Annotated in this window: 19 protein-coding genes; 15 read left to right on the top strand and 4 right to left on the bottom strand. The window is 41.4% G+C overall.

The features are described 5' to 3' along the window. The first annotated feature begins 76 nt into the window (after positions 1 to 76). From LV85_RS14705 to LV85_RS14730, 6 genes are all read left to right on the top strand, one after another. Positions 77 to 658, top strand: a complete 582-nt coding sequence (locus tag LV85_RS14705; protein ID WP_111320745.1) for a HupE/UreJ family protein — start codon at positions 77 to 79, stop codon at positions 656 to 658. An 80-nt stretch (positions 659 to 738) separates the two neighbouring features. Then, entirely contained in the window at positions 739 to 3069 is a 2331-nt protein-coding gene (locus LV85_RS14710; protein WP_111320747.1) for a M1 family metallopeptidase, read from the top strand. A gap of 522 nt (positions 3070 to 3591) precedes the next feature. Beyond that, a complete protein-coding gene (locus LV85_RS14715) occupies positions 3592 to 4371 on the top strand; it encodes an NIPSNAP family protein (protein WP_111320749.1) in 780 nt (259 codons plus the stop codon). A gap of 195 nt (positions 4372 to 4566) precedes the next feature. After that, entirely contained in the window at positions 4567 to 6417 is a 1851-nt protein-coding gene (locus LV85_RS14720; RefSeq protein WP_111320751.1) for a hypothetical protein, read from the top strand. Further along, positions 6408 to 7118 (top strand): hypothetical protein, encoded by a 711-nt coding sequence (locus LV85_RS14725; protein ID WP_111320753.1) that lies wholly within the window; start codon positions 6408 to 6410, stop codon positions 7116 to 7118. Before LV85_RS14720 ends, LV85_RS14725 begins: the two co-directional genes overlap by 10 nt. A gap of 52 nt (positions 7119 to 7170) precedes the next feature. After that, positions 7171 to 7656, top strand: coding sequence for a hypothetical protein (locus LV85_RS14730; RefSeq protein ID WP_111320755.1), 486 nt, complete (start codon positions 7171 to 7173; stop codon positions 7654 to 7656). Between the two features lie 50 nt (positions 7657 to 7706). On the opposite strand, the gene LV85_RS14735 is transcribed toward LV85_RS14730, so the two are convergent. Further along, positions 7707 to 8831: an amidohydrolase gene (locus LV85_RS14735; RefSeq protein WP_111320757.1), complete on the bottom strand. Its 1125-nt coding sequence runs from the start codon at positions 8829 to 8831 to the stop codon at positions 7707 to 7709. Between the two features lie 142 nt (positions 8832 to 8973). Between LV85_RS14735 and LV85_RS22170 the strand changes: the two genes are divergently transcribed. The 5 genes from LV85_RS22170 (at position 8974) to LV85_RS14755 (ending at position 15564) form a co-directional block, all read left to right on the top strand. Continuing rightward, positions 8974 to 9150 (top strand): hypothetical protein, encoded by a 177-nt coding sequence (locus LV85_RS22170; protein WP_170125625.1) that lies wholly within the window; start codon positions 8974 to 8976, stop codon positions 9148 to 9150. A 10-nt stretch (positions 9151 to 9160) separates the two neighbouring features. Continuing rightward, positions 9161 to 9772, top strand: a complete 612-nt coding sequence (locus tag LV85_RS14740; protein ID WP_111320759.1) for a pseudouridine synthase — start codon at positions 9161 to 9163, stop codon at positions 9770 to 9772. A gap of 414 nt (positions 9773 to 10186) precedes the next feature. Further along, on the top strand, positions 10187 to 11158 hold the full coding sequence (locus tag LV85_RS14745) for an AAA family ATPase (protein WP_111320761.1): 972 nt from the start codon (positions 10187 to 10189) through the stop codon (positions 11156 to 11158). A gap of 187 nt (positions 11159 to 11345) precedes the next feature. Next, positions 11346 to 12578 carry a hypothetical protein gene (locus LV85_RS14750; protein WP_111320763.1) on the top strand — a complete coding sequence of 411 codons (1233 nt, stop codon included), beginning with the start codon at positions 11346 to 11348 and terminating at the stop codon, positions 12576 to 12578. Between the two features lie 109 nt (positions 12579 to 12687). Then, positions 12688 to 15564, top strand: coding sequence for a TonB-dependent receptor (locus LV85_RS14755; RefSeq protein ID WP_111320835.1), 2877 nt, complete (start codon positions 12688 to 12690; stop codon positions 15562 to 15564). A 131-nt stretch (positions 15565 to 15695) separates the two neighbouring features. Here the strand turns inward: LV85_RS14755 and wecB are convergent, their stop codons facing one another. Further along, the gene (gene wecB / locus LV85_RS14760) at positions 15696 to 16796 is read right to left on the bottom strand and encodes a non-hydrolyzing UDP-N-acetylglucosamine 2-epimerase (RefSeq protein ID WP_111320765.1); all 1101 of its coding nucleotides are present in this window, start codon (positions 16794 to 16796) and stop codon (positions 15696 to 15698) included. Between the two features lie 138 nt (positions 16797 to 16934). On the opposite strand from wecB, the gene LV85_RS14765 reads away from it, so the two are divergent. Genes LV85_RS14765 through LV85_RS14775 form a run of 3 tightly spaced genes read left to right on the top strand, consistent with a single transcriptional unit; the run spans position 16935 to position 19843 of the window. Continuing rightward, a complete protein-coding gene (locus LV85_RS14765) occupies positions 16935 to 17600 on the top strand; it encodes a hypothetical protein (RefSeq protein WP_111320767.1) in 666 nt (221 codons plus the stop codon). 2 nt (positions 17601 to 17602) lie between these two features. Then, entirely contained in the window at positions 17603 to 19309 is a 1707-nt protein-coding gene (locus LV85_RS14770; protein WP_317046447.1) for a capsule assembly Wzi family protein, read from the top strand. Between the two features lie 18 nt (positions 19310 to 19327). Further along, complete coding sequence (locus LV85_RS14775) at positions 19328 to 19843, top strand: FKBP-type peptidyl-prolyl cis-trans isomerase (protein WP_111320769.1); 516 nt, start codon at positions 19328 to 19330, stop codon at positions 19841 to 19843. 107 nt (positions 19844 to 19950) lie between these two features. Here LV85_RS14775 and LV85_RS14780 read toward each other — a convergent pair whose 3' ends face one another. Beyond that, entirely contained in the window at positions 19951 to 20772 is an 822-nt protein-coding gene (locus LV85_RS14780) for a hypothetical protein (RefSeq protein WP_111320771.1), read from the bottom strand. Positions 20773 to 20943: 171 nt separating this feature from the next. Then, positions 20944 to 21417 (bottom strand): 23S rRNA (pseudouridine(1915)-N(3))-methyltransferase RlmH, encoded by a 474-nt coding sequence (gene rlmH, locus LV85_RS14785; protein ID WP_111320773.1) that lies wholly within the window; start codon positions 21415 to 21417, stop codon positions 20944 to 20946. A 198-nt stretch (positions 21418 to 21615) separates the two neighbouring features. On the opposite strand from rlmH, the gene LV85_RS14790 reads away from it, so the two are divergent. Next, entirely contained in the window at positions 21616 to 24774 is a 3159-nt protein-coding gene (locus tag LV85_RS14790) for a S41 family peptidase (protein ID WP_111320775.1), read from the top strand. Positions 24775 to 24783 lie beyond the last annotated feature (9 nt).

The following is a 24783-nucleotide window of genomic DNA, read 5'->3' on the forward strand; positions in this document are numbered from 1 at the left end:
TCTGTGGTCTGTCTTTTGTCCTAATTATGACGTATAATTGCGCAATTTACTTCTTTAGAGGTATTTCGCCCTTTCTATGAGTTCATTTCAACTTTATTTCCGTCTCGGTCTTCAGCATATTCTTGATATTCAGGGATACGACCATATACTTTTTGTTTTGGCACTTTGTGCAGTCTTTATTCCAAGAGATTGGCGAAAAGTCGTGATTCTCGTGACCGCATTTACCATTGGTCATTCCCTAACGCTCGCATTGGCCACGTTTAGATTGATTAATGTGAATTCAGAATTAATAGAATTCCTGATCCCGGTTACTATTGCCATCACTGCATTTATAACTATTCTCCGTCCAAAACCTGCCTCAGGAAAAGGGCTGTCAATAAATTATCTCTTCGCACTTTTCTTCGGTCTTATTCATGGTTTAGGGTTCTCGACTTACCTACGTAGCCTTTTAGGCAAAGAAGCTAGTATCTGGCAGCCTTTGTTAGCATTCAATCTAGGATTGGAATTAGGCCAATTGATTATCGTAGGAGTGTTTCTCCTGGTTACCTCCATTCTAGTAGGGATAGCCGGAGTTAGCAGAAAGGAGTGGACATTGATCGTTGCCTCCATGGTATTTGGAGTTGCGCTGATGCTGATGTTGGAAGCGAAATTTTGGTAGATGAATAATGTTTGGTGCGGGTTGACCGATGTCCGATGCAGATGGGAAAACCTTGATTTGAGAAAAAATTTATACAGATAATGAGAAAATTACTTGCACTTACAGCACTGGCAATCTTGGGGTTTCCCCCTGTTTTTGCGCAGCAATCAGCCCAGAATCATGCGGAGCGATTTGAGCAACTCGGCACGATGCTTCGCTCGCCGAATGTTTATCGGACGGCTTCTGGAGCTCCGGGCCACATGTATTGGCAACAACAAGCCAACTATGTGATCAATGTGGAACTGGACGATGAAAATCAGTCTATTAAAGGATCTGAAAAAGTCACCTATATCAACAACTCTCCGGATCAACTCACATATCTATGGGTGCAGCTGGAAGAAAATCAGCGTGGAGCAGAATCTGCTACTCCTAAAGCCGCCGAGAGCTCCATCAATTCCCGAATGACACTTCGTACGCTTGAAGGTCTTATCTGGGCAAATGAGGATTTTGGTTACAAAGTATTGGAGGTAAAAGATGCCAAAGGCAATCCGCTTCCTGTAACTGTGAATCATACCATGATGCGGATTGATCTACCTACGCCTCTGAAAGCTGGGGAAAGCTTCACTTTCGGCGTAGAATGGACTTTCAACATCACCAATAGAGTAGGCTATATCGGAGGCCGTCCTGGCTATGAGTACTTCGAAGGAGATGACAATTACTTGTACACTATGGCTGAATGGTTCCCTAGAATGGCAGTTTACTCAGATTTCGAAGGATGGCAAAATAAGCAATTCATGGGTTCAGGTGAGTTTGCGCTGGTTTTTGGTAATTATGAAGTGAATATCACTGTGCCAGCTGATCATATGGTTGGAGCTACTGGTGAGTTGCAAAATGCAAATCAGGTACTTTCGTCCACAGAATTGAATAGATGGAATACTGCCAAAAAAACTTATGATAACCCAGTCGTAATCCGTACTCAGGAAGAAGCGACTGAATTGGAGAAAAGTAAGTCATCTGAGAAAAAAACCTGGAAATTCAAGGCTGAAAATGTGCGTGACTTTGCATGGACTTCTTCCCGCAAATTCATCTGGGATGCGATGGCTGTAAAACAAGGTAGCAAAGATGTGATGGCGATGTCTTATTATGCCAAAGAAGCCAATCCTCTCTATGGGCAATACTCTACCAGAGTCGTGGCTCATACGATCAAATCTTATTCAGCTCATACATTTGACTATCCTTATCCTACTGCCATCTCTGTAGAAGCGGCTAACGGTATGGAATATCCGATGATCTGCTTCAACTATGGACGCCCTGATCCTGACGGAACTTATTCTGAAGCTGTGAAAAATGGAATGATCGGCGTGATTATTCATGAAGTGGGACACAACTTCTTCCCAATGATCGTCAACTCTGACGAGCGTCAGTGGACTTGGATGGATGAGGGTTTAAACACCTTTATGCAGTTTATGGCTGAGCAAGAGTGGGATAGAAACTTCCCTTCTCGTCGTGGTCCTGCGCATAAGATTGTTCCTTATATGAGAAGTACTGCGAATACCTTGGAGCCGATCATGACCAACTCGGAGAATATCATTCAGTTTGGCCCAAATGCCTATGCTAAACCAGCAACTGCCCTAAACATCCTTCGCGAGACGGTGATGGGTCGCGAGCTGTTTGACTATGCATTTAAAGAATACGCACGAAGATGGAAGTTTAAGCATCCGACACCAGAGGATTTATTCCGTACGATGGAAGATGCTTCTGCAGTGGATTTGGATTGGTTCTGGAGAGGATGGTTCTATGGCACAGAGCCAGTGGATATTGCTATAGAGAATGTATCTCTATACAAAATGGACAATCGTACTCCTGCTGAGAAGAAGGCAGCGATGAAGGAAGAAGCTGAACGTGATGAAGATTATGTTTCCAAGGAATATAATAGAACAGCTATCAAAGAGACTGTAATCGAAGGCAATCCTGAGACTCATGATTTCTATACGAGTTATGATCCTTTCACGGTCACTCCAGAGGATGAGGAGAGCTATAAGAAGTTTATGGCTAGTCTTAGTCCAAAGGAAAAAGAACTAATGGAAAGTAATTTGAATTTCTATGAAATCACTTTCAAGAACGTGGGTGGATTGGTTATGCCGATCATTTTGGAGTTCCAATATGCTGACGGAACTTCTGAGATAGACCGCATACCTGTTGAGATCTGGAGAAAAAATGAGACTCAGGTTACTAAAGTTTTTGTGACTAAGAAGGAAATCACTCAAATCATCCTTGATCCTAAAAGAGAAACTGCAGATATAGACGAATCCAGTAATTACTGGCCTCCTCAGTATCAGCCTTCCAGATTTGAGCTGTTCAAAGGCTCTGGAGCTGCAAGGGGGACCTCTACTGGTAGTAATCCAATGAAGAAAGCAAATAGCAACCAATAAGAGTTAAAGCCGGCGAGAGTCGGCTTTTCATTTTTAACCACAGAGTACACTGAGTTTACGCAGAGTACGCGGTGCTTCCTAAAATCTCGAGTTGTCCTGCTTCTCCAGAAGTTGGACTTGGCAGGTAGTTGTTAATTTCCGTTCGTGGCGACACGAACGGAGGCGGGTGAGTTTATAAAGTCGGTTTTTCTTTTTATAGAGTTGTCCTGCTTCTCCAGAAGCTGGACTTGGTAGGTAGATGTTAATTTCCGTTCGTGATGACACGAACGGAGGCGAAGTTTTATTGGTTCTCTCTTGACTCCTTTTTCCAGTAGCTGAACATGGATGGTTTAGGTATAAGTTTGATGTTTAGATTTTCAGGGTTGACTTAGTTAATAAGTGCATTTTATTGAACTCTGAAGAAGCGAAATACCAATATTATTTTCCAAATCCACAATTGGCTTTTTAGGATTATCATAGAAACACTACTTTAGGCAATGAGATTGATTTTACCTTAATAATGAAACCTAAAACAAACCTAAAATGAAAGTAAGAAACCTGATTCCACTTGGCTTTATTGCCCTGTGTTTTTTCATCAGTTCAAATCTGTTTGCTCAAAAAAGAGATTATTACGAACTGAGAACTTATCACATAGAAACAGCAGCGCAAGAAGCAATGATAGATAGTTATTTAGAGAAAGCTTTTATTCCGGCTGCTCATAAAAATGGAATTTCCAAAGTAGGCGTTTTTAAGCCTATTGCTTCACAGCCTGATGCAGGGACCAAAGTGTATGTATTTATCCCTTTCAAATCCATGGATGAGTACCTAGGACTAGAAGGAAAACTGGCAAAAGATCAAACCTATCAGAAAGCTGGAAGTGCATATATTAATGCTACTCATGACAATCCGCCTTACAAGAGAATAGAGACATCTATTATGCAGGCGATGACAGGCCAGCCGAAGTTTGCTGAGTCAAAATTGACCAACTCAAAGAAGGATAGAGTCTATGAATTGCGGAGCTATGAAGCGGCTACGGAGCGTCTTTATAAGCAGAAAGTGAAAATGTTCAACTCAGGGGAAATGGACATTTTCAAGAAGCTGAATTGCAGCCCGATTTTCTATGGTGAAACAATTGCTGGAGCCAATATGCCGAACCTGATGTACATGACTACGCATGAAAATATGGAAACCAGGAATCAGCATTGGGATGAATTTAGAGCAGATCCTGATTGGGCAGGGATGAAAGATCTTCCAGAATATCAGAATACCGTTTCTCGCAACGATACGAGATTGCTTTATCCGGCAGAGTATTCAGATTTGTAAGAAATTTAAAAGCCGGCGAGAGTCGGTTTTTTTATGAGAAAGCTATATAATTTGTCTTCAATATGCCAAAAATACCCTGCATAGGGTATTTTTTTGAGGTTTTTTAAAATTAAGTTTGAAGAAATAAAAACTTAATTATATGAAAACACAACAACACAACAACACAACAACACAACAACACAACAACTTAATTTTTTGAAAGGATTCGTATTCCGCTATCTTATTTTTTCTTTCGCCATTTTTGGGATCTGGGGATGCGAATTGGAGACTTTTGAGGAGATCGGATCCGAGGAAATTTCAGAGCAAGTTCAAAGCCCTTTTCAAGTCCAGTCTGTAGATAAAAACTCACTCAATTTACTAGGTAAAAAAATAGGGAAACGGACAGGATTCAATGTGATAGAATCCGCCCAACAACGGGCATTTTCTGATTTTACATTTGATCTTGACGCATCCCTGCTTACCACTGATACCTTAAAACGCCGTACGTACACCGTTCCATTTCTTGAAATGGTAGATAGATACAGCACCTTTAACTTAGTAATGGTAGCGGACAGTACGGACAACGTCCTGGATCAATACGTGCTGCAATACGAATTTGATAGTATTCAATACCATACTTTTCTGGAGACTGAGAATCTACTTTCCTCAGGAGTCACCATCAAACGATTTCCTTTTTCCAGTTTTTTTAATGATTCCAATCCAGCTTTTTTGGAAAGATGTCAAGGGATATCTGATGCCAATGGAGATCCTGTCGTGTGTGATCAGATTACCATTAATTCAGGTTCTGGGACTGGAGGTGGAGGATCTGGATCCGGAAGTGGAGGAAGTATAACTATATCTCCAGGATCTGGCGGGGGCGGATCAAGTTGTGGTGCGTCAGTCTCCTATATAAGAATTGTGAATTGTCCAGCATACGATCATCCAGGGAATGCATGTACAAGCCCAGATTCTTATGCTTGGGTAATTACAATTTCTTGTAATGTCGCCAATCAAAGAAAAGCGCCTTCACATTCAATGATGGAATGCATGAATTGTGATATAGACGATTTTGGATCACCAGCATTTACACCGACGAAAACTTCCAACGCAATCGATCGGGACTTGGGTGGAATTTTAACTGATTACCACCTTCAATACCTAAGCAATAATCCCACGTTTGCAAATAACCTTCGAGCAGCAATTTTAGCGGATTCCGAAATTGATGAAAGTGCAGCCTTGTTTACTATCGCTGCTGGGATGAATGGATCGTTTACCGGCAACTTTAATTCCAATTTTGGTTTAGCTATTGAAGGGTTGATGACAGAATCAACGGCTGACTTTTCAAATGATATTATTATAAGACTGTTCCAATCCTACTTTGATCTAAAGTATGCTATGCTAAAGCAAGCAAATCCGAGTTGGACGCCAGCGAAACTGTATTATGAAACTGCCAAAGAGGCTATTCATCTTGCGCTGGATGGTATTGGATTGATTGAAGGATTTGGCACTCCTGCTGACCTCCTCAATGCTGGCTTATATTACTTGGAGGGAGACCGATTAAACGGGAATTTAAGTTTGGTCGCAGCTACACCTGTTATTGGATTGTTTTCGACTACTGTAAAAGGAGCTCTACGATTAAAAGGTATAATACCTGGGACTACCAGACGGATAACCCAAGTTTGGGCAAAGAATGGAAACATCATCCTATTTGGTGGAACAAGACTAAGAAAAGCAATGGGCTTGACAGATCCCACAAAACATGCTCATCATATCTTACCTTTAGAGCATGTAAAACATCCAGTAATTCAAAAAGCAGCAAAATCAACTAACAACCCTTTTCATATTAATGAGTTAAATAATGGCATTGAAGTTCTGGCTTCGCAAAATACCACTCATCCGGCGTACAATGCTTGGTTTTTAGCAAAATTAGAAAGCTTCAATAGGATAAATCCGAATGCCACGCCAGAACAGGCCTATAATTATATAAATCAACAGATTTCTAAGGCACGAACTGCTATTCAAAACTTACCAGCTAACGGAAAAATAAATGATGTAAAATGGGATTAAAATATTATCAACTTCAAATCATGAATGTAGCTAGAAGAGAATATGTTCAAGGAGAGCAAAACGTCTTGGGCTACATGGAATATGACGGAAATCCAAGTATTGGGAGTGCACCAGTCCAAAAAATCACAGCAAGTTCTCGTGTTAAAGATTTTTACACAGCATCATCCGATTTAGGAAGTAGAAAAATCATATCCACAAGAGTCAAAGAATTATTGGATAATTTTAGAAATGATAATGTTATTTATTTGAGATGTCCTTTGACTAGAGGATCTGTAATACTAAACGACTTTTGGATTACTGATGTGATAAAATTTGATGATCAAGAGGTTGATTTTGAGCGATCTATATTTAAGCTTTGCGAGGGTTGGGTAGAAAAAGAGGTAAATGGTATAGCTACAGAATTTGGACAAAAAATAACTGATATATCCTTTCAGAATTTGGAAGAGATGAAAAATTTTGAAGAAAACAAACTCAATTATCTTAGTTATATAATTACCAAGAAATTGGTAATAAAGGAGGGGTTTTCTTCGCCCTTATTCTTTCTTAAAATTTTTGGGGTTTTTGATTTCATAGTTTGTGAGGAAATTAAAGATGAAATACTAAAACAAAAAATGGACTTGGGAGTCGAATTCAAACCCTTAGAAATCCCCGATGAAGAATGGTTTGGCTCAAATGGCCTTAGAAAACAATTTTATAAATAACGTTGAATCCAACCTAGAAATAACTCTGGGTTGGTTTTTTTAATCAAGAAATATGAAAAGTAAACCTTGGCCTACTCTAGAAGAATGGATACAGTCAGATGAGACTCTGTTGGATAAACTTGCTGAAATCGAGCAATCCGAATTGTCCGTCGAGGAGCAAGCCAGAGAAGCCCTGGACTTTCTCTGCAAGACTTACCACCTGCCCAAAACCTCACTTGATGTGGAAAATCGAGACTGGGAAGACGCAGGAGATTCGTTTTATTTACCAATTTCTATGTTTGAGCAGATTGCCCAGCTTCTCTTCGTTGAGCCTGAAAATAATGACCCAAGATATTTGGTGATTAATTCGGCTTATCTAATCAAACACAAACTGGTCATCGATATGTCACAAGAGCTGAGTGAGTATCTTGGTGATGATGAACTGCAGGGCTTAGGGTACAGGGGAGAGGATATTCTGACAGCTGAATTGGTTCCGGTACGAAAGGGAGAAAGCTGGTCTGAATTGGGATGTAGATTCTTTATCAAAGAGGTAGGATGAATTATCCCAGAAGACCTTCCAGGTTTTAAAAACCTGGAAGGTCTTCTTTTTTAACCATTCACCTTCCTTACAATCCCCTCAAATACCTTGACCCCAGTATCAATTATTTCATCTGGGAAATCATAGGTAGGTTCGTGGAGTTGAGGACAGTTTTCTCCAGCACCTAGTCCGAAAAGATAGGATGGACAAGATTGGCTGAAGAGCCCAAAATCCTCCGACCAGCGGAATGGTTCTGGTTTTTCTATTTGCGCCAAACCAAGCTCCTTCATTACTCCTTCAGCGATTTCGGCAGCTTTAGGATCGTTTTTGGAAACAGCGAAGGATTCTACGAAGCTGATTTCGCAACCAAGCTTCTCTGCTGAAGCAACCCTTTTGACTTCCTCTATTATCATTTCGATCAAGCTTTCCAGATCAACTTGATCAAAAGCTCGGATGGTTAAGCTTAGACTTCCTTTACCTGCGCTAGTTCCAAACGCCATGCTACCAATCTCAGCATGAATCACGGTGACCAAAGCAAAGGTTTTGAGTTTCTCAGTAAGATTGGGAAGCGTTTGAAGCATTTGAGCAATAGCTTGGGCAGGATTGATTCCAGCATCAGGATGGGCTGCATGCGAAGTTTTTCCAGTTAGGGAAATAGTCAATCCAGTGCTTCCAGCTGCAAATGTTCCTTTTCTGATCACTACTCGATGAAGGGGAAACCCAGGGAGATTGTGAAGAGCAAATGCATAATCTGGTTTGATCTGCTCAAATTGCGGATCATCGAGAATTCTCTTTGCACCTTCACCCGTTTCTTCCGCTGGCTGGAGGAGTAAAACGACTTCTCCAGTTTCAGGTCTTTGCGCAGCAAGTTTCTCTCCCAGTCCGCAGATGATCGTCATATGCCCATCGTGACCGCAGAGATGAGCCTTGCCAGTAGTTTGGCTTTTATAACTTGGTTCTCCTGTTTCCTGAATTGGCAGAGCATCGAGTTCTGCCCGAAACAAACTTCTTTTGCCCGGCTTTTGCCCCTTGAATACGAATGCAAGTCCATTCCCACCAAGATTTTCTATGATGTGATCCGGTTTAAGATTGGCAAAAAAAGCTAAAATCTTCTCCGCTGTAGTAGTTTCCTCGCCAGCAATTTCGGGGTGTTGATGTAAAAATTGGCGAAGATTGATGAGTTCTGAAATCGGCATTTTTATTAATTATTTTCTGAAGGTAAGTTTCTACTGCTCAGTTGGAATCATTTTTGACGAAAAAAATGAGACGTAGATCAGGAACTTTCCAAGATCACTGGCTATTTTAGGATATCATTTCAACCCTTCAACCATAACTTTTATGAGCGACGTACAAATTCAAAACTACAACGAGCAAATCCAAGCCTTGGAGTCACAAATCACTGGTGACATGTTTGCAGATATGGAGATTCGCGACAAAATCCACAATTTGAAGATGGAGCGTGATGGGGTGAAACCAACAGATTCCAGCATAGACTGTGTTGGCTGCGGAAGTTAATTAACTGACCTTGGCTAGATACTTTATTATTTATAAGCCCTTTGGGGTTTTATGTCAATTTTCGGGAGAGGGGCAGACGCTTGCCTCTCTTTTTGATTTTCCGAAGGAAGTATATCCCGTCGGCAGACTGGATAAGGACTCGGAAGGACTTCTGATCATCACAGATGATAAATCTTTAAATCACCACTTACTAAATCCTCGCTTTGGACACCAGCGCACCTATTACGCTCAGGTGGAAGGAATTCCAGAACCAGCTTCTTTGAAAGGCTTGATGCAGGGCGTGATGATCAATGTGGAGGGTAGAGATTACAAAACAAAGCCTGCCATCGCCAAAACCTTGGATCCCCTTCCATCACTTCCAGATCGTGATCCACCGATTCGCTATAGAGCTTCGATTCCCGATACCTGGATTTCACTGACTTTGATAGAGGGGAAAAATCGACAGGTACGGAAGATGACTGCGGCAATCGGACATCCTACGCTGAGGCTGGTGCGCTGGTCTATGGAAAAATTGACCATTGCTAATTTCAAAGTAGGAGAAGTACAGGAGCTCGATGAACAAACGATTTACCATAAGTTAGGCTTGACTGATTTTAAGAAAACGGAAGGAAATAGGAAATAGAATAAATGATTTTCTCGCGGCGACGCAGCGACGCGGTGTTCTATAACCTTTGAGGTCTTTTTTTTGACCTCGAAGGTTTAATTGGTTTCTTGGGAAAAGCTAGAGTAAGGAGAGAAGCGAAGAGCTAATTCTAAAGGAAGAAATGCAGCCTGATTTCTTTATTACAACTTACGAATGTTGCGCCTTAGCGGGAGACCTCACAGGCAAAACCTTCGAGGTTTCGAAAACCTCAAAGGTTACCTAACGCCGCGCCGCCGCGAGAGACAAATTGCAGCCACGAGAAATAACCTTCTTAAAAAATCATAAAATCCCTTTAATCGTGAGGCATTACCGCTTCTAAGATTTAAGATTGTCCTTTGGGACAAAAACCTCTATTTTAGTCTCCAGAAAATAGCACTCAAAGATTCAAATTCCATGCATCAGGAAAAAATAGCAGACGTAATACAGGAAGTTAAGAAAGTAGTAGTGGGCCAGGACAGAATGGTCAACAGGCTTTTGATTGGACTTTTCACCAATGGACACATTCTTTTGGAAGGTGTACCGGGCTTGGCGAAGACCTTGACGGTAAATACCCTTGCCAAAGTGCTTCATCTTGATTTCAATAGAATCCAGTTTACGCCAGATTTGCTTCCAGCGGATTTGATCGGAACGATGATCTACAATCAGCAGGCAGCAAGTTTCGAAGTGAAGAAGGGTCCGATTTTCTCCAATGTGATTTTGGCGGATGAGGTCAACCGTTCTCCGGCGAAGGTTCAGTCGGCGCTTTTGGAAGCTATGCAGGAAAAGCAGGTGACTATCGGTGATACTACCTATATGCTAGACAGACCTTTCTTGGTACTTGCTACGCAAAACCCAGTAGATCAGGAAGGAACATATCCACTTCCAGAAGCACAGGTGGATAGATTCATGATGAAAGTCCATATCGACTACCCGAGCAAGGCGGACGAAATGGAAGTAATGCGAAGAATGGCGAATATGTCATTTAGTTCGGATGTGAATGCTATACTTTCCAAAGACGAAATTTTTGATATCCGTAATCAGATCAATGCAGTGAAAATGGCTGAGCCATTGGAGCACTATATTATAGAGTTGGTTTTTGCGACTAGATTCCCAGCGCAGTACGGTCTGAAAGATGAGGCGAAGTACATTCAGTTTGGGGTTTCTCCTCGTGCCAGTATCAACCTGAACCTTGCAGCCAAGGCTGTTGCTTTCATGGACGGAAGAGATTATGTCCTACCAGAAGACATCAAGGAAATAGCTGAAGACGTACTAAATCACCGGATCATTCTAAATTATGAGGCAGAAGCAGATGGAATTAACACGAGAGATTTGGTAAAAATATTCTTAGAGAAAGTTCCGATTAACAAAACGGTAACATTGAAATAGTAGCTAATACAGCACAAAAAGGCTTTTCGAAAGAGAAGCCTTTTTTTATGCCGCTTTTATTATTCCAATATTAAATTCGGCGCGCTTTAGTAAAAAAAGGATAATTCAGATAATTCTTTTGAGGTAAAAAATTGAGACAGATTTGCATCGTCAAATGAGGCAAAATCATAATCAATTATAAATCTCAATGAAAAAGTTTAACAACCTATTTATCTTGTTTGCAGCCCTAGTGATAGGATTCACTAGCTGTATTGATGGTAACGACAAACCTGTAGATCCAGTTGATCCGGATACTGATGATGTCTTGCTTATAGATTCAAACATTTCTTCTAATACTACTTGGGAGACTGGTAAAACATATGTTCTCGCAGGTAGAATCGCAGTAACTGCTGGTAATACACTCACTATTCAGCCTGGTGTAATCGTGAAAGGTGAAGTTGGATCTGGATCAAATGCTACTGCATTGATCATCGCTAGAGGAGCTAAGATCGATGCGCAAGGAACTGCTTCTTCTCCGATCATTTTTACTACTGTAGCGGATGAAATCATGCCAGGAGAAATCGCTTCTCCAAATATTGAAGCAAATCTTACTGGTCTTTGGGGTGGTCTGATCATCCTAGGTAATGCTAAGGGTTCTTTCGCAGGCGATGTAACTGAAACTCAAATAGAAGGTATCCCACCTTCCGATACTAATGGACTTTACGGTGGAACTGATGATGCTGATAACTCTGGTATCCTTAAATACATTTCCATCCGTCACGGTGGTGCTAACATCGGTGAAGGCAACGAAATCAACGGACTTACACTAGGTGCTGTTGGATCAGGAACAGTAATCGAAAACATTGAAGTAGTAGGTAACCAAGATGATGGAATCGAATGGTTTGGTGGTACTGTGAATGTGAAAAACGCAATCGTTTGGAATCCAGGTGATGACGGAATGGACACTGACCAAGCTTGGGCTGGTACACTAGATAACTTCATCGTAGTTGCTGGCGATGAGACTGATCATACCTTGGAAATCGACGGACCTGAAGGTTCTTACTTAGCTGGCCACACCATGAAAAATGGTTCTATAAAAGGAAACAATGTCGCTGAATTAGGTGATTTCAGAGATGGAGCTAGAGGCATGTTCGAAAACATTTACTTCTACAACTTCGCTGATCCGGCTACTACTGAGGGTCGAGGAGATCTATCACTAAGTGGTGACAAAACCTTGGCAACCTTCGCTGATGGCACATTGAAGTTCATGAACCTAGAAGCTACTCTTGCTGAAGGAGTATCATTATCACAAGTATTCAAGAACGGTACAGACGAATATGCAACTGCAGTATCTGCCGGAGCTAACACTGTTGGAGCTGATGCTTCAGTATTCGCTGGCTGGTCTTGGACCTACATTTCTGGAGTAATCTCCGACCTATAATCACAAACTAATTTGACAGAAGGGAGAAAGAGCTTGCAAGGCAACTTTCTTCCTTCTTTCAGATTTTACATTCAATTGCTGTATGAAAACTCAATCTTCAAACCCACTCATGAAGAGACTTTCCATTTTGATTCTATTGGTCCTTTCCCAGTTATTAGCGGGATTTGCATTTGCTCAAAAAGGAACCATCCGTGGAGCAATCTTCGACGAAAAAACAGGTGAACCGCTTTTTGGGGTCTCTGTTTTGGTCAAAGAAACTTCCACTGGAGCAGTCACTGATTTCGACGGGAAATTCGAAATCCAAGTTGCACCAGGAGCTTACACGCTTCAGGTATCTTATATTTCTTACTCATCAATCGAACTCACCGGAGTAACGGTGAAGGATGGAGATGTGGAAGTGATTAATGACCTGATGATGGCGGAAGAGGCTTCAGAATTGGAGACAGTGACCATTGCTGCTTCTGCAATCAGAACTACCGAATCAGCATTGATGTCGGTAAAAAGGAATGCTGCCAATCTTATTGACGGTATCTCTGCAAGTACTTTTAGACAAATCGGTGACGGTGATGCAGCCTCAGCTGTAAAGCGTGTGACCGGAGTCTCTATCGAAGGAGGCAAATACATTTATGTACGTGGATTGGGTGACCGATACACAAAGACCGTCTTGAACGGTGTAGATATTCCAGGACTTGATCCTGACAGAAATACGATCCAAATGGATATTTTTCCTACCAATGTGATCGACAATATTATCGTTTCTAAATCTTTTACTGCTGAACTTCCTGCTGACTTTACAGGTGGGGTGGTAGATATTGAGACCAAAGATTTTCCTGAAGAAAAAACCATGCGTTTGAGCCTGAGTGGTGGGATTAATCCTTCTATGCACTTCAATTCAAACTACCTGAAATATGACGGTGGTAAAACCGACTGGTTAGGTTTTGACGACGGAACAAGAGCCATCCCAACTGAAGGCTATGCCGTTATCCCGCAGTACGGCGATGTGGTGGGAAATCCAAATGGTCCTTTGGGCTTACAATACCAAGATATCTTGGGGAGCTTCAATAAAACACTTGGAGGCTATAGATCAAACAGTCTGATGGATATGGGTGTTAGCTTTTCCCTAGGCAACCAGATTGCAAGATCAAAAGCAACTTGGGGTTATAATTTTGCGGTGACCTATAAGAATGAGACGGAGTTTTTCCAAGATGCAGAATACAATCTGTATGCAAAGCCTAGAGATGTCAAAGAAAATGAACTTGAGGCATTGGAAAGACAGCGAGGTGACTACGGCGTCAATAATGTGCTATTGGGTGGACTTGCAGGTATCGCATTGAAAACAGATAATTCTAAGTTCAAATTGAATTTGATGCATCTTCAAAATGGAGAATCCAAAGCTGGTCAGTTTAACTTTATCAACACCAATCTGGGTGCAAACTTTGAAGCGACACAATACAACTTGGAATATAGCCAGAGAGGCCTAACAAGTATTCTTTTGGGAGGTACGCACTACCTTAATGGGAGAGATTGGGAAGTCAATTGGAAAATTGCACCTACAAGATCTACCATTTCTGATCCAGATATTAGATTCACTAGATTCAGAGAACCGACCAATACGGTTTCCACAGAAGTAGGTCTGCCAGCCAGAATCTGGAGAGACTTGAAGGAATACAGTATAGTAGGTAAACTGGATGTGACGCGTGGTATTTCGTTATTCTCCAGAGAAGGAAAAGTGAGGTTTGGTGGAAACTATGTGTTCAAACAACGTGATTTCAATATCCAAAGCTTCCAGTTTGCGACGGGAAACACCGTGTTCACAGGAGATCCCAATGAAATTTTGGATGATGAAAACTTATTCGCTGCTGACAATAGAAATGGCGTACGATACAATGCCGATTTCATCCCTATCAATGCAAATGAATACCAATCCATCGCGACTAATTTCGCTGGATACGGATCTATAGAAGCTAACCCTGCTCATAACCTAAAAGCAATTGTAGGTTTGCGTGTAGAGAAATTCAATCAATACTATACTGGAACAAACCAGACAGGTACGATCGATTATGATTTGGTGGAAATGCTGGATGACTTAGACTTCTTCCCTACAATCAACCTGATCTATAATCTTCACGAAAAGCAGAATCTTAGATTCTCAGCGTCACGAACTATCGCGAGACCTTCCTTTAAAGAGCTTTCCTACGCGGAGATACTTGATCCGATCACAGGCAGAACATTCATTGGAGGACTTTATCCTGAGACTACCAATGGGGGAACTGAAGTCCTTTGGGACGGAAATTTAGTATCCACTCGGGTAAATAACTTTGACTTGAGATGGGAAGCCTTCCAGGATAGAGGACAGATGTTTTCAGTAAGTGCATTCTACAAAACTTTTGAAAAGCCTATCGAAATGGTTCAGTTCCTTTCGGATCCAGGGACTTTCCAGCCAAGAAATGTGGGTGATGGAACTGTGGCCGGTTTGGAATTTGAGTTCAGAAAATCATTGAAATTCATCGCGCCAGCATTTGAGAATTTCAACTGGAACACCAATGTGACTATCACGAGATCTCAGATTGAAATGTCTGAGTCTGAGTATAGATCAAGACAATTGACAGCTAGAGAAGGTCAGGAGATTAAGGATACACGAGATATGGCAGGACAAGCTCCTTACTTAATCAATACTGGTTTGAGTTATAATAACTATGCGACAGGTTGGGAAGTAGGCATGTTCTACAACGTACAAGGTTCATCCTTGCAGTATGTAGGCTTTGGCAACAGAACGGATACTTATTCTGTACCATTCAATAGCTTAAACTTCAATTTGAACAAAACATTTGGTGCTGATGAGCGCTTGCAGGCTGGTTTTGGTGTACAAAACATCCTGAATTCTAAGAAAGAATATGTGTATAAGTCGTATGAAGCAGAAGACCAGATCTTCAGCAGTCTTTCGCCAGGTACTAAAATCAACTTTAAATTAGCTTTCTCTTTCTAAGGGAATGATCTAAGCTTTCCCCGCTGATTTTCGCTGCAAGATTATAGTGCTTATTTGATGATAGAAATTTAAAGATCTTCATCAGGTATGGCAGCTTGTCAGCAGAAATCAGCGGGTAATGCAATTCTTCTTTAGCTCGCTGGGTAAGAATCAATTAAGATATCCACAATTCGCTCAGCCGTTTTTCCATCCCAAAGTGGAATTCCTTGGTATTGTTTCCAGTCTCCTGTCATTATTTTTTTGAGGTACGGCTTTAGTTTGGCAGGATCAGTACCTACCAGTTCATTGGTTCCTAGGTGAATGGTTTCTGCTCGCTCGGTATTGTCACGAAGCGTGATACAAGGCACATTCATCACCGAAGCTTCCTCAGTAATCCCTCCAGAGTCGGTAATGACTCCTTTCGCATTTTTCACGAGGTAATTGAACTCTAAATAGCCCAAAGGGTCGCTCATCAGTAGATTGGGAGCATCAATACCTAGTGATTGCAGGTTTTTGGCAGTCCTAGGATGTACGGGAAAAATAATCGGTAGACCTTCTGTGCCCTCTAGGATAGCGTCGATCATGGCTTTGAGTTTATGCTCTTGATCTACATTCGCTGGGCGATGCATAGTCATGACGAAGTATTTCCCTTTTTCCAAGTTCTCGAATATCGCTCCTTCAGGTTTTTTGAACCTAGGCATTTGAGCCTTCAGGGTGTCGATCATGGTATTGCCAACGAAATGTATTTTTTCCTCAGCAAAACCACTTTTCCGAAGGTTGGTATTCGCGATTTCTGAAGTGGTGAAAAAATGATCTGTGATGCTGTCGGTTACCATTCGGTTGATTTCTTCAGGCATGGAAAGATCGCCAGAGCGAATTCCCCCCTCTACATGGGCAACGTCGATCTGTAGTTTTTTGGCAGCAATGGAGCAGGAAAGTGTACTGGTGACATCACCTACAACCAATACAAGGTCGGGACGATTTTCCATTAGCTCCTTTTCAAAAGCAACCATGATCGCAGCCGTTTGCTCAGCCTGGGTGCCACCACCACCACCTAAGTTGGCATTTGGTTCAGGGATATTCAGTTGCTCAAAAAAGTCACCTGACATCTTTTTATCATAATGCTGACCAGTATGAACTAGCCTGAATTTAACCGGAACTCCTTCCTGCTGCTTTTTGATAAATTGATGAATGATCGGTGCGATTTTCATGAAATTTGGTCGTGCACCTGCGACAATAGTAAAAGTAGCCATAGCTTGTTTTTATATTCAGCCCAAAAATAGCAAATCCTTTTGGAGGCATTGGTTAAAAATAGCGTTCTTTTGGTAAGTCTGGTTTGGCTCCTTTTTTGTTTCTTTGCAGGGTTATATTTTCTTAACTAACTGAATTTGATGGATTGCAATATTTGGTCAAAGGGAGTGAAAGCCCTTTTACTGCTAATGACCGCAGCTTCACTTTTCTCTTGCACAGATACGCTGGAGTCAGATGTGGTAGTCTACTCCAATGATTTTTCTGATTTAGATCTACAAGGATTTGAAAATGGGAGATTTCTGGTTTTTGAGAATGATACTGTAGTAGGTTATTATCATAATGAAGAATTAGCAGTCAATCTATCGGATATGCCTGCTCATAACCTATTGAAGGTGACTTTAGAAATTTTGATTCACGATACTTGGGATGGAAATACCTCGGATGGAGTGTCTGGTCCAGACCAGTGGTTTTTTGGAATAGATAATGAAGAGGTCTTTAGGACTTCTTTCTCAAACTCTCCTTGTGAATCTACCTATTGTCTTTATCAGTCCTATCCTGATTCTTTCTCCCAAACAAATAAGCCTAAAACCGGAGCGATACAAACCAATATGCCAGGTCTCTGCATATTTGGCACCGTACCTAATTATACCACACGATACAGTATCTCCAAAATAGTGGAGCATAGTAAGTCTAGCACAAGAATTTACATGAATTCAGATTTGGTCGCTACCAATTCTCCTGATCCCAAATGTGATGAATCATGGTCTCTAGCTAAAATAACTGTTGAAGCCCTTATCTTGAAATGAGCATGATGAAGAAAAGGAAATTTTTGAATAGCTGTATTGGTGCTTCGTTGCTATTCCTTCTAGTGGGTCATCTTTCGTTGGCGCAGACAGTGCCCGTGGGAACTCCAGTATTGGATGATTACCTGCGACGAGCGCAATTGATCGGGGATGTGGATTCTTCTTCATCTTTTATGATCCGACCACTTTATCCAGCTCAGGCCTTCGGAATCAAATATGGTTTTGACCTAGATAGCTCTGTGGTGGATATGGATCGCTCAAAATTCAACAGAGTTTTTGGCAAGGATAATAAAGGGGAGTTTTTGCTGATGCCGGCGGTAGCTAAGTTTCAATACAATTCCACCTATGCTTTTGGTGTCAACGATGGGGCTTTTATTCCCAATCGAGGTATCCAGACCATCATCAGTCCAGGAGCATTTTTGAATTATGGGTCGTTTAGTGTACAATTTCAGCCAGAACTGTTGATCGCTCAAAACCAAGATTACTTGGGATATCCGATAGAGCATCAGTTGAGTATTCTGTACTATTATGATTACATGAATAGAATTGATATGCCAGAGAGATTTGGTAGCAGTTCCTATTCACAATTTTATTTGGGGCAATCTAGTATTCGTTACAATTTCAAGGAGTACTCCTTTGGAATTTCTTCCGAAAACTTGTGGTGGGGCCCTGGAAGAAGGAATTCTCTTTTGCTTGGAAACAATGCACCGGGATTTATTCACCTGACGGCAAATACCCGCAAGCCTGTGGAAACCAAAATTGGTTCTTTTGAGGGACAGGTAATTGGTGGTTTCTTGAAATCTTCGGGGTTCTTACCTCCTTGGCCTGATTACCGAATTCAAGAAAACAATGTGCTTATCCCAAAGCCAGAAGATAATAAGCGCTTTTTGTCAGGATTGATTTTGACTTATCAGCCTAAATGGGTGCCAGGACTTTTTCTAGGATATGGATCTACCAGTCAGATTTACCAGCATGATATTTCTGGACTGGGTGATATACTCCCTATTTTCAATGGAAGGAAAAAAGCACAGAATATTGTAGATCCAACTCAAGAAAAAAGACAGCAGTTTAGCTCTGGATTTTTCAGATGGATGAGTCCCAAAGGTCGCTTTGAATTCTATGGAGAATATGGAACTCGTGACAATGACCGTACGCTCAATGATTTTATGATTACGCCAGAGTCAGGAAGAGCCTTTACTTTTGGGTTTTCGCACCTGATGAGCTTGAAAAAACCAGGTCATTTCTTACAGATCAGCTCGGAAATGACTCAAACGGGTCAAACTATACGGGATGATATTCGAGCACTTAAGACATGGTACATTCACGAGCATGTAGTGGACGGTTATACACACAATGGTCAGGTACTTGGAGCAGGCAATGGCCCAGCCAGTAACGTGATCTTTTTGGAATTTGCCTGGGTGCATGACATGAATAGAATTGGCTTCCAAATGGAGCGAATAGTCTACAACAATGATTACTATTACTATAGATATGAGGCGTCCAAGGACTGGAGAAATAAGTATGTGGATCTTGTGCCTTCATTGATAGGTGATTGGAAATTTGGGAATATTTTGCTGAATGCTCGTTTGCAATACGTGAATACCTTGAATTACAAATGGTACTTGGAAAATAATCCAGATCAGTATTTCGTGCCTGGCTACGATCGCAAGAACTTCGTAGGACAAGTTGGCGTAGCGTATATTTTCCAATAGAGATTAGAACATAGATATATGAAAGTAGATAAGAATACTGTGGTAGCAGTTTGCTATGACCTGAAGGTAGATGATGGTGAGACAGGAATGGTTGCTTATGAAACTGTCCCTGAGGATAAACCATTTTACTTTCTATTTAATGCTGGAGAGGTGTTTCCAAAGTTTGAAGCTGCCTTGTTAGGTAAGTCTGCCGGTGATGCATTTACGGCGGATCTTGGTTTTGACGAGGCCTATGGGGATTATATGGAGGAGAAAAAGACCGTTATTCCAAAAGCTAATTTCAAGGAGAACGGGAAGATAAATAAAGATATCCTTCGTGTGGGAAATGTGATTCCAATGCAAGACAATAAGGGGGGACAGATTCGGGGAGAGATTACCAAAATTGATTATACGGGAGTTCATATGGACTTCAATCCACCACTAGCTGGCTATGATTTGTCATTTGAGGGCAAAATCATTGCAGTGCGAGAAGCTCTGCCCGAAGAACTTGAACATGGTCATGCACATGGTCCAGATGGACATCACCACCACTAATTGACTTTTATGCCCTGTTCTTAGAATAGGGCATTTTTCGTTTAGTAATTAGCATAGTATTGAGTTTGCAATTCTTTTTGGCAATGAGGAAGAATATTGTTCTGCTTTTAGTTTGAGCTGGCTAGCAAAGATGCCTGCTCCTCTGCCAATTCCTTTAATCCTTCTATACGCTCAGACTGGTAAAGCTTTAATGCTTTATTGAGCTGTACAGCTGCTTTATCGAAGCTTTGCTCATTAAAAAGTGAGATCGCATCGTTGTAGTATTGTAAGCCAGCTAATTGTTTCAGATTGACTTTTCTAAAAATAGCATTGTCTGACAAATCTACTTTGGGGGCTCCTAAGCGCTGTGATACTGACTTTAGCTGAACCGATTCATCTGCTTTATATCCTTCCAAGTAAGCAGCCACTTCCGATGGAGCTGTGATCATACCGCCTATAGGAAGCGTACTTTCCAAAATAATATCTTTTCCTTCAAGATTGACCAGGACAAATACGTGATAATCAGTTTCTACAACCTTGTAATCAAATTCATAGCGATCCAGAAGCAAGGCTAATGCAGCAGATCCACTTACACAATCAAACTTGCCTTCATCAAGCATCGCATTGAATGTGGAATGTTGCTCATAGGTTTTGAATAACTGCTGATGAGACTTTTGAAAAATCTGCCGAAGTACATTGAGATGTGTACCTTTTTTATCGAATTTCTTATCCAAGTCCGAGACAAGGCCATTCCATTTATCGCCAGAAGGGATTTGCTCAGCTTGGACTGCTCTGAATAGCAAGTAAGGATTCTCTTGTCCAACCTCCCAAAGTTCCTTCTCTGTATTAGTATCAAAGTGCAAATCACTCACCTTCACAGTCGATTCCTGTGCTAGAGCAAGGAAAGCAACTGCTGAAATCAGGATATATGTGAGGACTACTTTTTTCAACTTGGATGAAGTTAATGTTACTAGACTTAAAGCCAATGTGACGGTAAGTTAACAATTTGGTAACATTAAAACATATAGGAATCCAAAACTTAACATTGGAAAGGTGTTAGTGGTCAGTTTTCAGTCACAGTCTCAGAGCTCTGAATACTGATTACTGCGACTGATTACTTTCTATTCATGATGATAAGGCTCGTTTCGCAGAATGGTAAATCCACGATAAACTTGCTCGATAAAAAATGGGCGGATCATCTGATGTGAAAAAGTCATTTTGGAGATGGAAAGCTTACCATTGGCTCTAGCATAAACTTCATCCGAAAAACCATAAGGCCCTCCAATAACGAAAATGAGTTGTTTTAGACCTGCATTCATCTTCTTTTGAAGGAAAGCAGAGAAATCCATAGAACTATAGCTTTTGCCGCGTTCATCCAACAGGATCAAATCATCAGATGGGATTAGCTTTTTCAAAATCAACTCTCCTTCTTTTTCCTTTTGCAAAATTTCGGAAAGTGATTTGGTGTTTTTCAGGTCTGGAATGACTTCAAATTCAAACTTGATGTAAAAATTCAGACGCTTGCTATATTCCTCAATAAGTGAAATGATAGCCTTGTTATCTGTTTTGCCTATGGCGATCAGTTTGATTTGCATGGTCAAATATCAAAAATTCAAGATTACCCGCAATGATTCCGATATTCCTTTTTGCTTCGTATGAGCAAAACGCAATGTTCGTGTTAATCTTCAAACCAAGGTAAGGATGAGTAGAAAACAGCCTCCTTTAATCAGATAGACTTTTTTATTGGGGCTGGTTTTTTAACTTTAGTGGACTATTCCTTAAAATCCCACTTTATGAGAAAGATATACTTCGCACTAATTTTTATCATTAGTATCTCCACGGCAAAAGCACAAAATTCAAATTCCCCCTATTTCGTATCAGACCCTACTCTTAGTCCTGATGCGAAGGATATTATTTTTAGTTTCGAAGGGGATCTTTGGAAAGTACCTGTGACTGGTGGTTCGGCCTTGCGCTTGACGGCCATGGAAGGGATAGAGACTAAGCCGTCGGTTTCTCCTGACGGAAAGTGGCTGGCCTTCACAGCTGAGCAATATGGCAACAAGGATATTTTTCTGATGCCTATGGCAGGAGGCGAAATCCGCCAACTGACTTATCATGAAGGAGCTGATGAACTTGAGTCCTGGAGCTGGGAAAGCGATAAGGTTTATTTTACCTCTGATCGATATAATAGGTTTTCCACTTATGAAATTGACCTTTCTGGTTCTACACCTACCCGACTTTTTCCACATTATTTTAATACCATTCACGGAGCGGTAGTTCAACCGAAAACTGGAGAAATCTACTTTAATGAAACCTGGGAAAGCAAGAACTTTGCGCACCGAAAGCGCTATAAAGGCGAGTATAATCCTGATATCAAGTCCTACAATCCTAGCACAGAGAAATTCTCGCAATACACTGATTATGAAGGAAAGGACTTCGGCACGACCATCGATGCTGAGGGTAATGTGTTTTTCCAGTCAGATGAAGCCAATGGGGAATACAACTTATACACATTCAAAGGAGCGACTAAAACTCAGTTGACAGAATTCACTTCTTCTATTATGTGGCCGAAAGTATCTGCCAATGGAGAGAAAGTAGTCTTTAGAAAAGACTATCAGCTATTCGTCTATGACGTAGCTACTGGCAAAACCTCTCAGCCGAATATCTCCATCTTCCAAAATCAAACCCTGCAGAAAGAGCAAAGCCGACAGGTAGCAGGAAATATCTCCAATTTTGATGTGTCGCCTGATGGGAATAAAATGGCTTTTGTATCTCGTGGCGTTCTGTTTATTTCTGATGTAAAAGGGAAATTTGCGAAGCAAATACAAACCGATCCCAAAGAAGCTGTGGAGGAAGTGAAGTGGCTAGCGGACAACAAAACCCTGATTTATACCCGCACGGTCAAGGGCTATGCGAATCTCTTTAGTATCTCAGCTCAGGATCCAGGGGAGGAAAAACAGCTTACGGACGACAAATTCAAAAACCGACAATTGACCCTGAATTCAGCACGCACATTGGGCATTTATATTGGAGGAAGAAATGAAGTTCGCGAGATCGATCTCAAGACACTAGAAAGCAAAACATTGGTAGAGGACGAATTATGGGGATTCTATACTCCGAATGCCTACCTATCTCCAGACGATGAATATGTGGTGTATAGCCCAATTAGGAATTTTGAGCGTGAAGTGATGGTCTATCACAGAGCTACTAAGAAAACCATCAATTTGACTGAGACATTTGTGACAGAGACCAATCCCTATTGGTCCCCAGATGGCAAATACATCTATTTCACCTCTGATAGGACTCATGCGAGCTTTCCTTTTGGGACCAGTGAAGCACATCTATATCGCATGAAGTTGGAGAAGTTTGCTGGGTTATTTGAGTCCGATAAGGTTGCTGCGCTGTTTAAGGAAGAGGATAAAACTGATAAGGAAGACAAAGATGACAAGGATAAAAAGGAGGCTACGCCGGATAAGTCTTCAGCAAAGGTAAAGATCAGTTCAGGAGATTTGATGGAGCGATTGGAACGTATTGGGCCTGCTTTTGGGCAGCAATCCAATCCAGTAGTTCTTCAGAAAGATGATAAAACTTGGGTTTTCTATACTTCAAATCATGATGAGGGTAATCCCAAATTATGGAAAACAACCCTGGAAGATTTCGAAAAAACCAAAACCGAGAAAGTAAGTGATGAAAGAATCGGAGGATATGACTTAGTTGAGGCAAAGGGCAAAGTGTACCTGTTGGCAGGAGGTAAAGTTCATACGCTTGATCCGGCTAGCAATAAGACTGAAGAGATCAAGATAGGACAGACTTTTACCAAGAAACTTCGGGATGAGTTTGAGCAGATGTACTATGAAGCTTGGGCTGGGATGGAGCAGAATTTCTATGATGGGGATTTCCATGGGGAGAACTGGCAGGAGCTTAGGGATCGCTATGCTGAGTTTTTACCTTATGTGAGTAGCCGAGATAATTTGCGAATTATTTTCAATGATATGCTGGGCGAGTTGAACACTTCTCATTTTGGCTTTAGCTCTAGTGGGGATGAGGAAAAAGGCTATTTCGGTACTCGCTCGATGAATGCCGGAATTGTATTTGACGAGGAGAATCCTTATGCTGTCGATCGTATTTTGAAACATAGTCCTGCAGATCTGGATCCAGTGCCTCTGATGCCTGGCGACAAGTTGGTTGCAGTGGATGGTGTAAAGGTCGCGCCAAGCCAAAATCGAGAGTTTTATTTTGCTGGGCCTGCGATGGCAGAGGAATTGACACTCACTTTTGACAGAAAGGGTACAGAACTAAGTCTGAAAGTTCATCCAGCTTCGGCAGGACAAATGAAAACATGGCTATATGATGAGTGGATGGATGATAATGAAGCCTATGTAGACGAGAAGTCTGGAGACAAAATCTCCTATGTTCACATGAAAAATATGGGTGGAGGCGAGTTGCAGCACTTTATGGAAGAGATGGTTTCTGTGAAGGGAAATCGGGATGGACTTATTCTGGATCTACGCTACAATACAGGCGGAAATGTCCATGATGAGGTTCTGAAATTCCTAGCTCAGAAGAGCTATTTGCAATGGAAATATCGTGATGGAGCGCTTACTAATCAGCCCAATTTCTCTCCAGCTGATAAGCCAATTGTGCTTCTTATCAATGAGCAATCACTCTCAGATGCGGAGATGACAGCGGCAGGGTTTAAGGAATTGGGCCTAGGAACTATCATTGGGACGGAAACTTATCGTTGGATTATCTTCACCTCTGGTCAGGGCTTAGTGGATGGTTCTTTTTATAGACTTCCCGCTTGGGGTTGCTACACGCTTGATGGCAGGAATTTGGAGAAAGATGGGGTGGAGCCAGATATCCGGGTGGAAGAAGGTTTTGTTGACCGACTACAGGGAAACCAAAAGCAACTGGACAAGGCGATAGAGGTGATTCTGGAGCAGTTGAACTAACTCAAATAG

The sequence above is a fragment of the Algoriphagus chordae genome (assembly GCF_003254055.1).
Classification (GTDB): Bacteria; Bacteroidota; Bacteroidia; order Cytophagales; family Cyclobacteriaceae; genus Algoriphagus; species Algoriphagus chordae.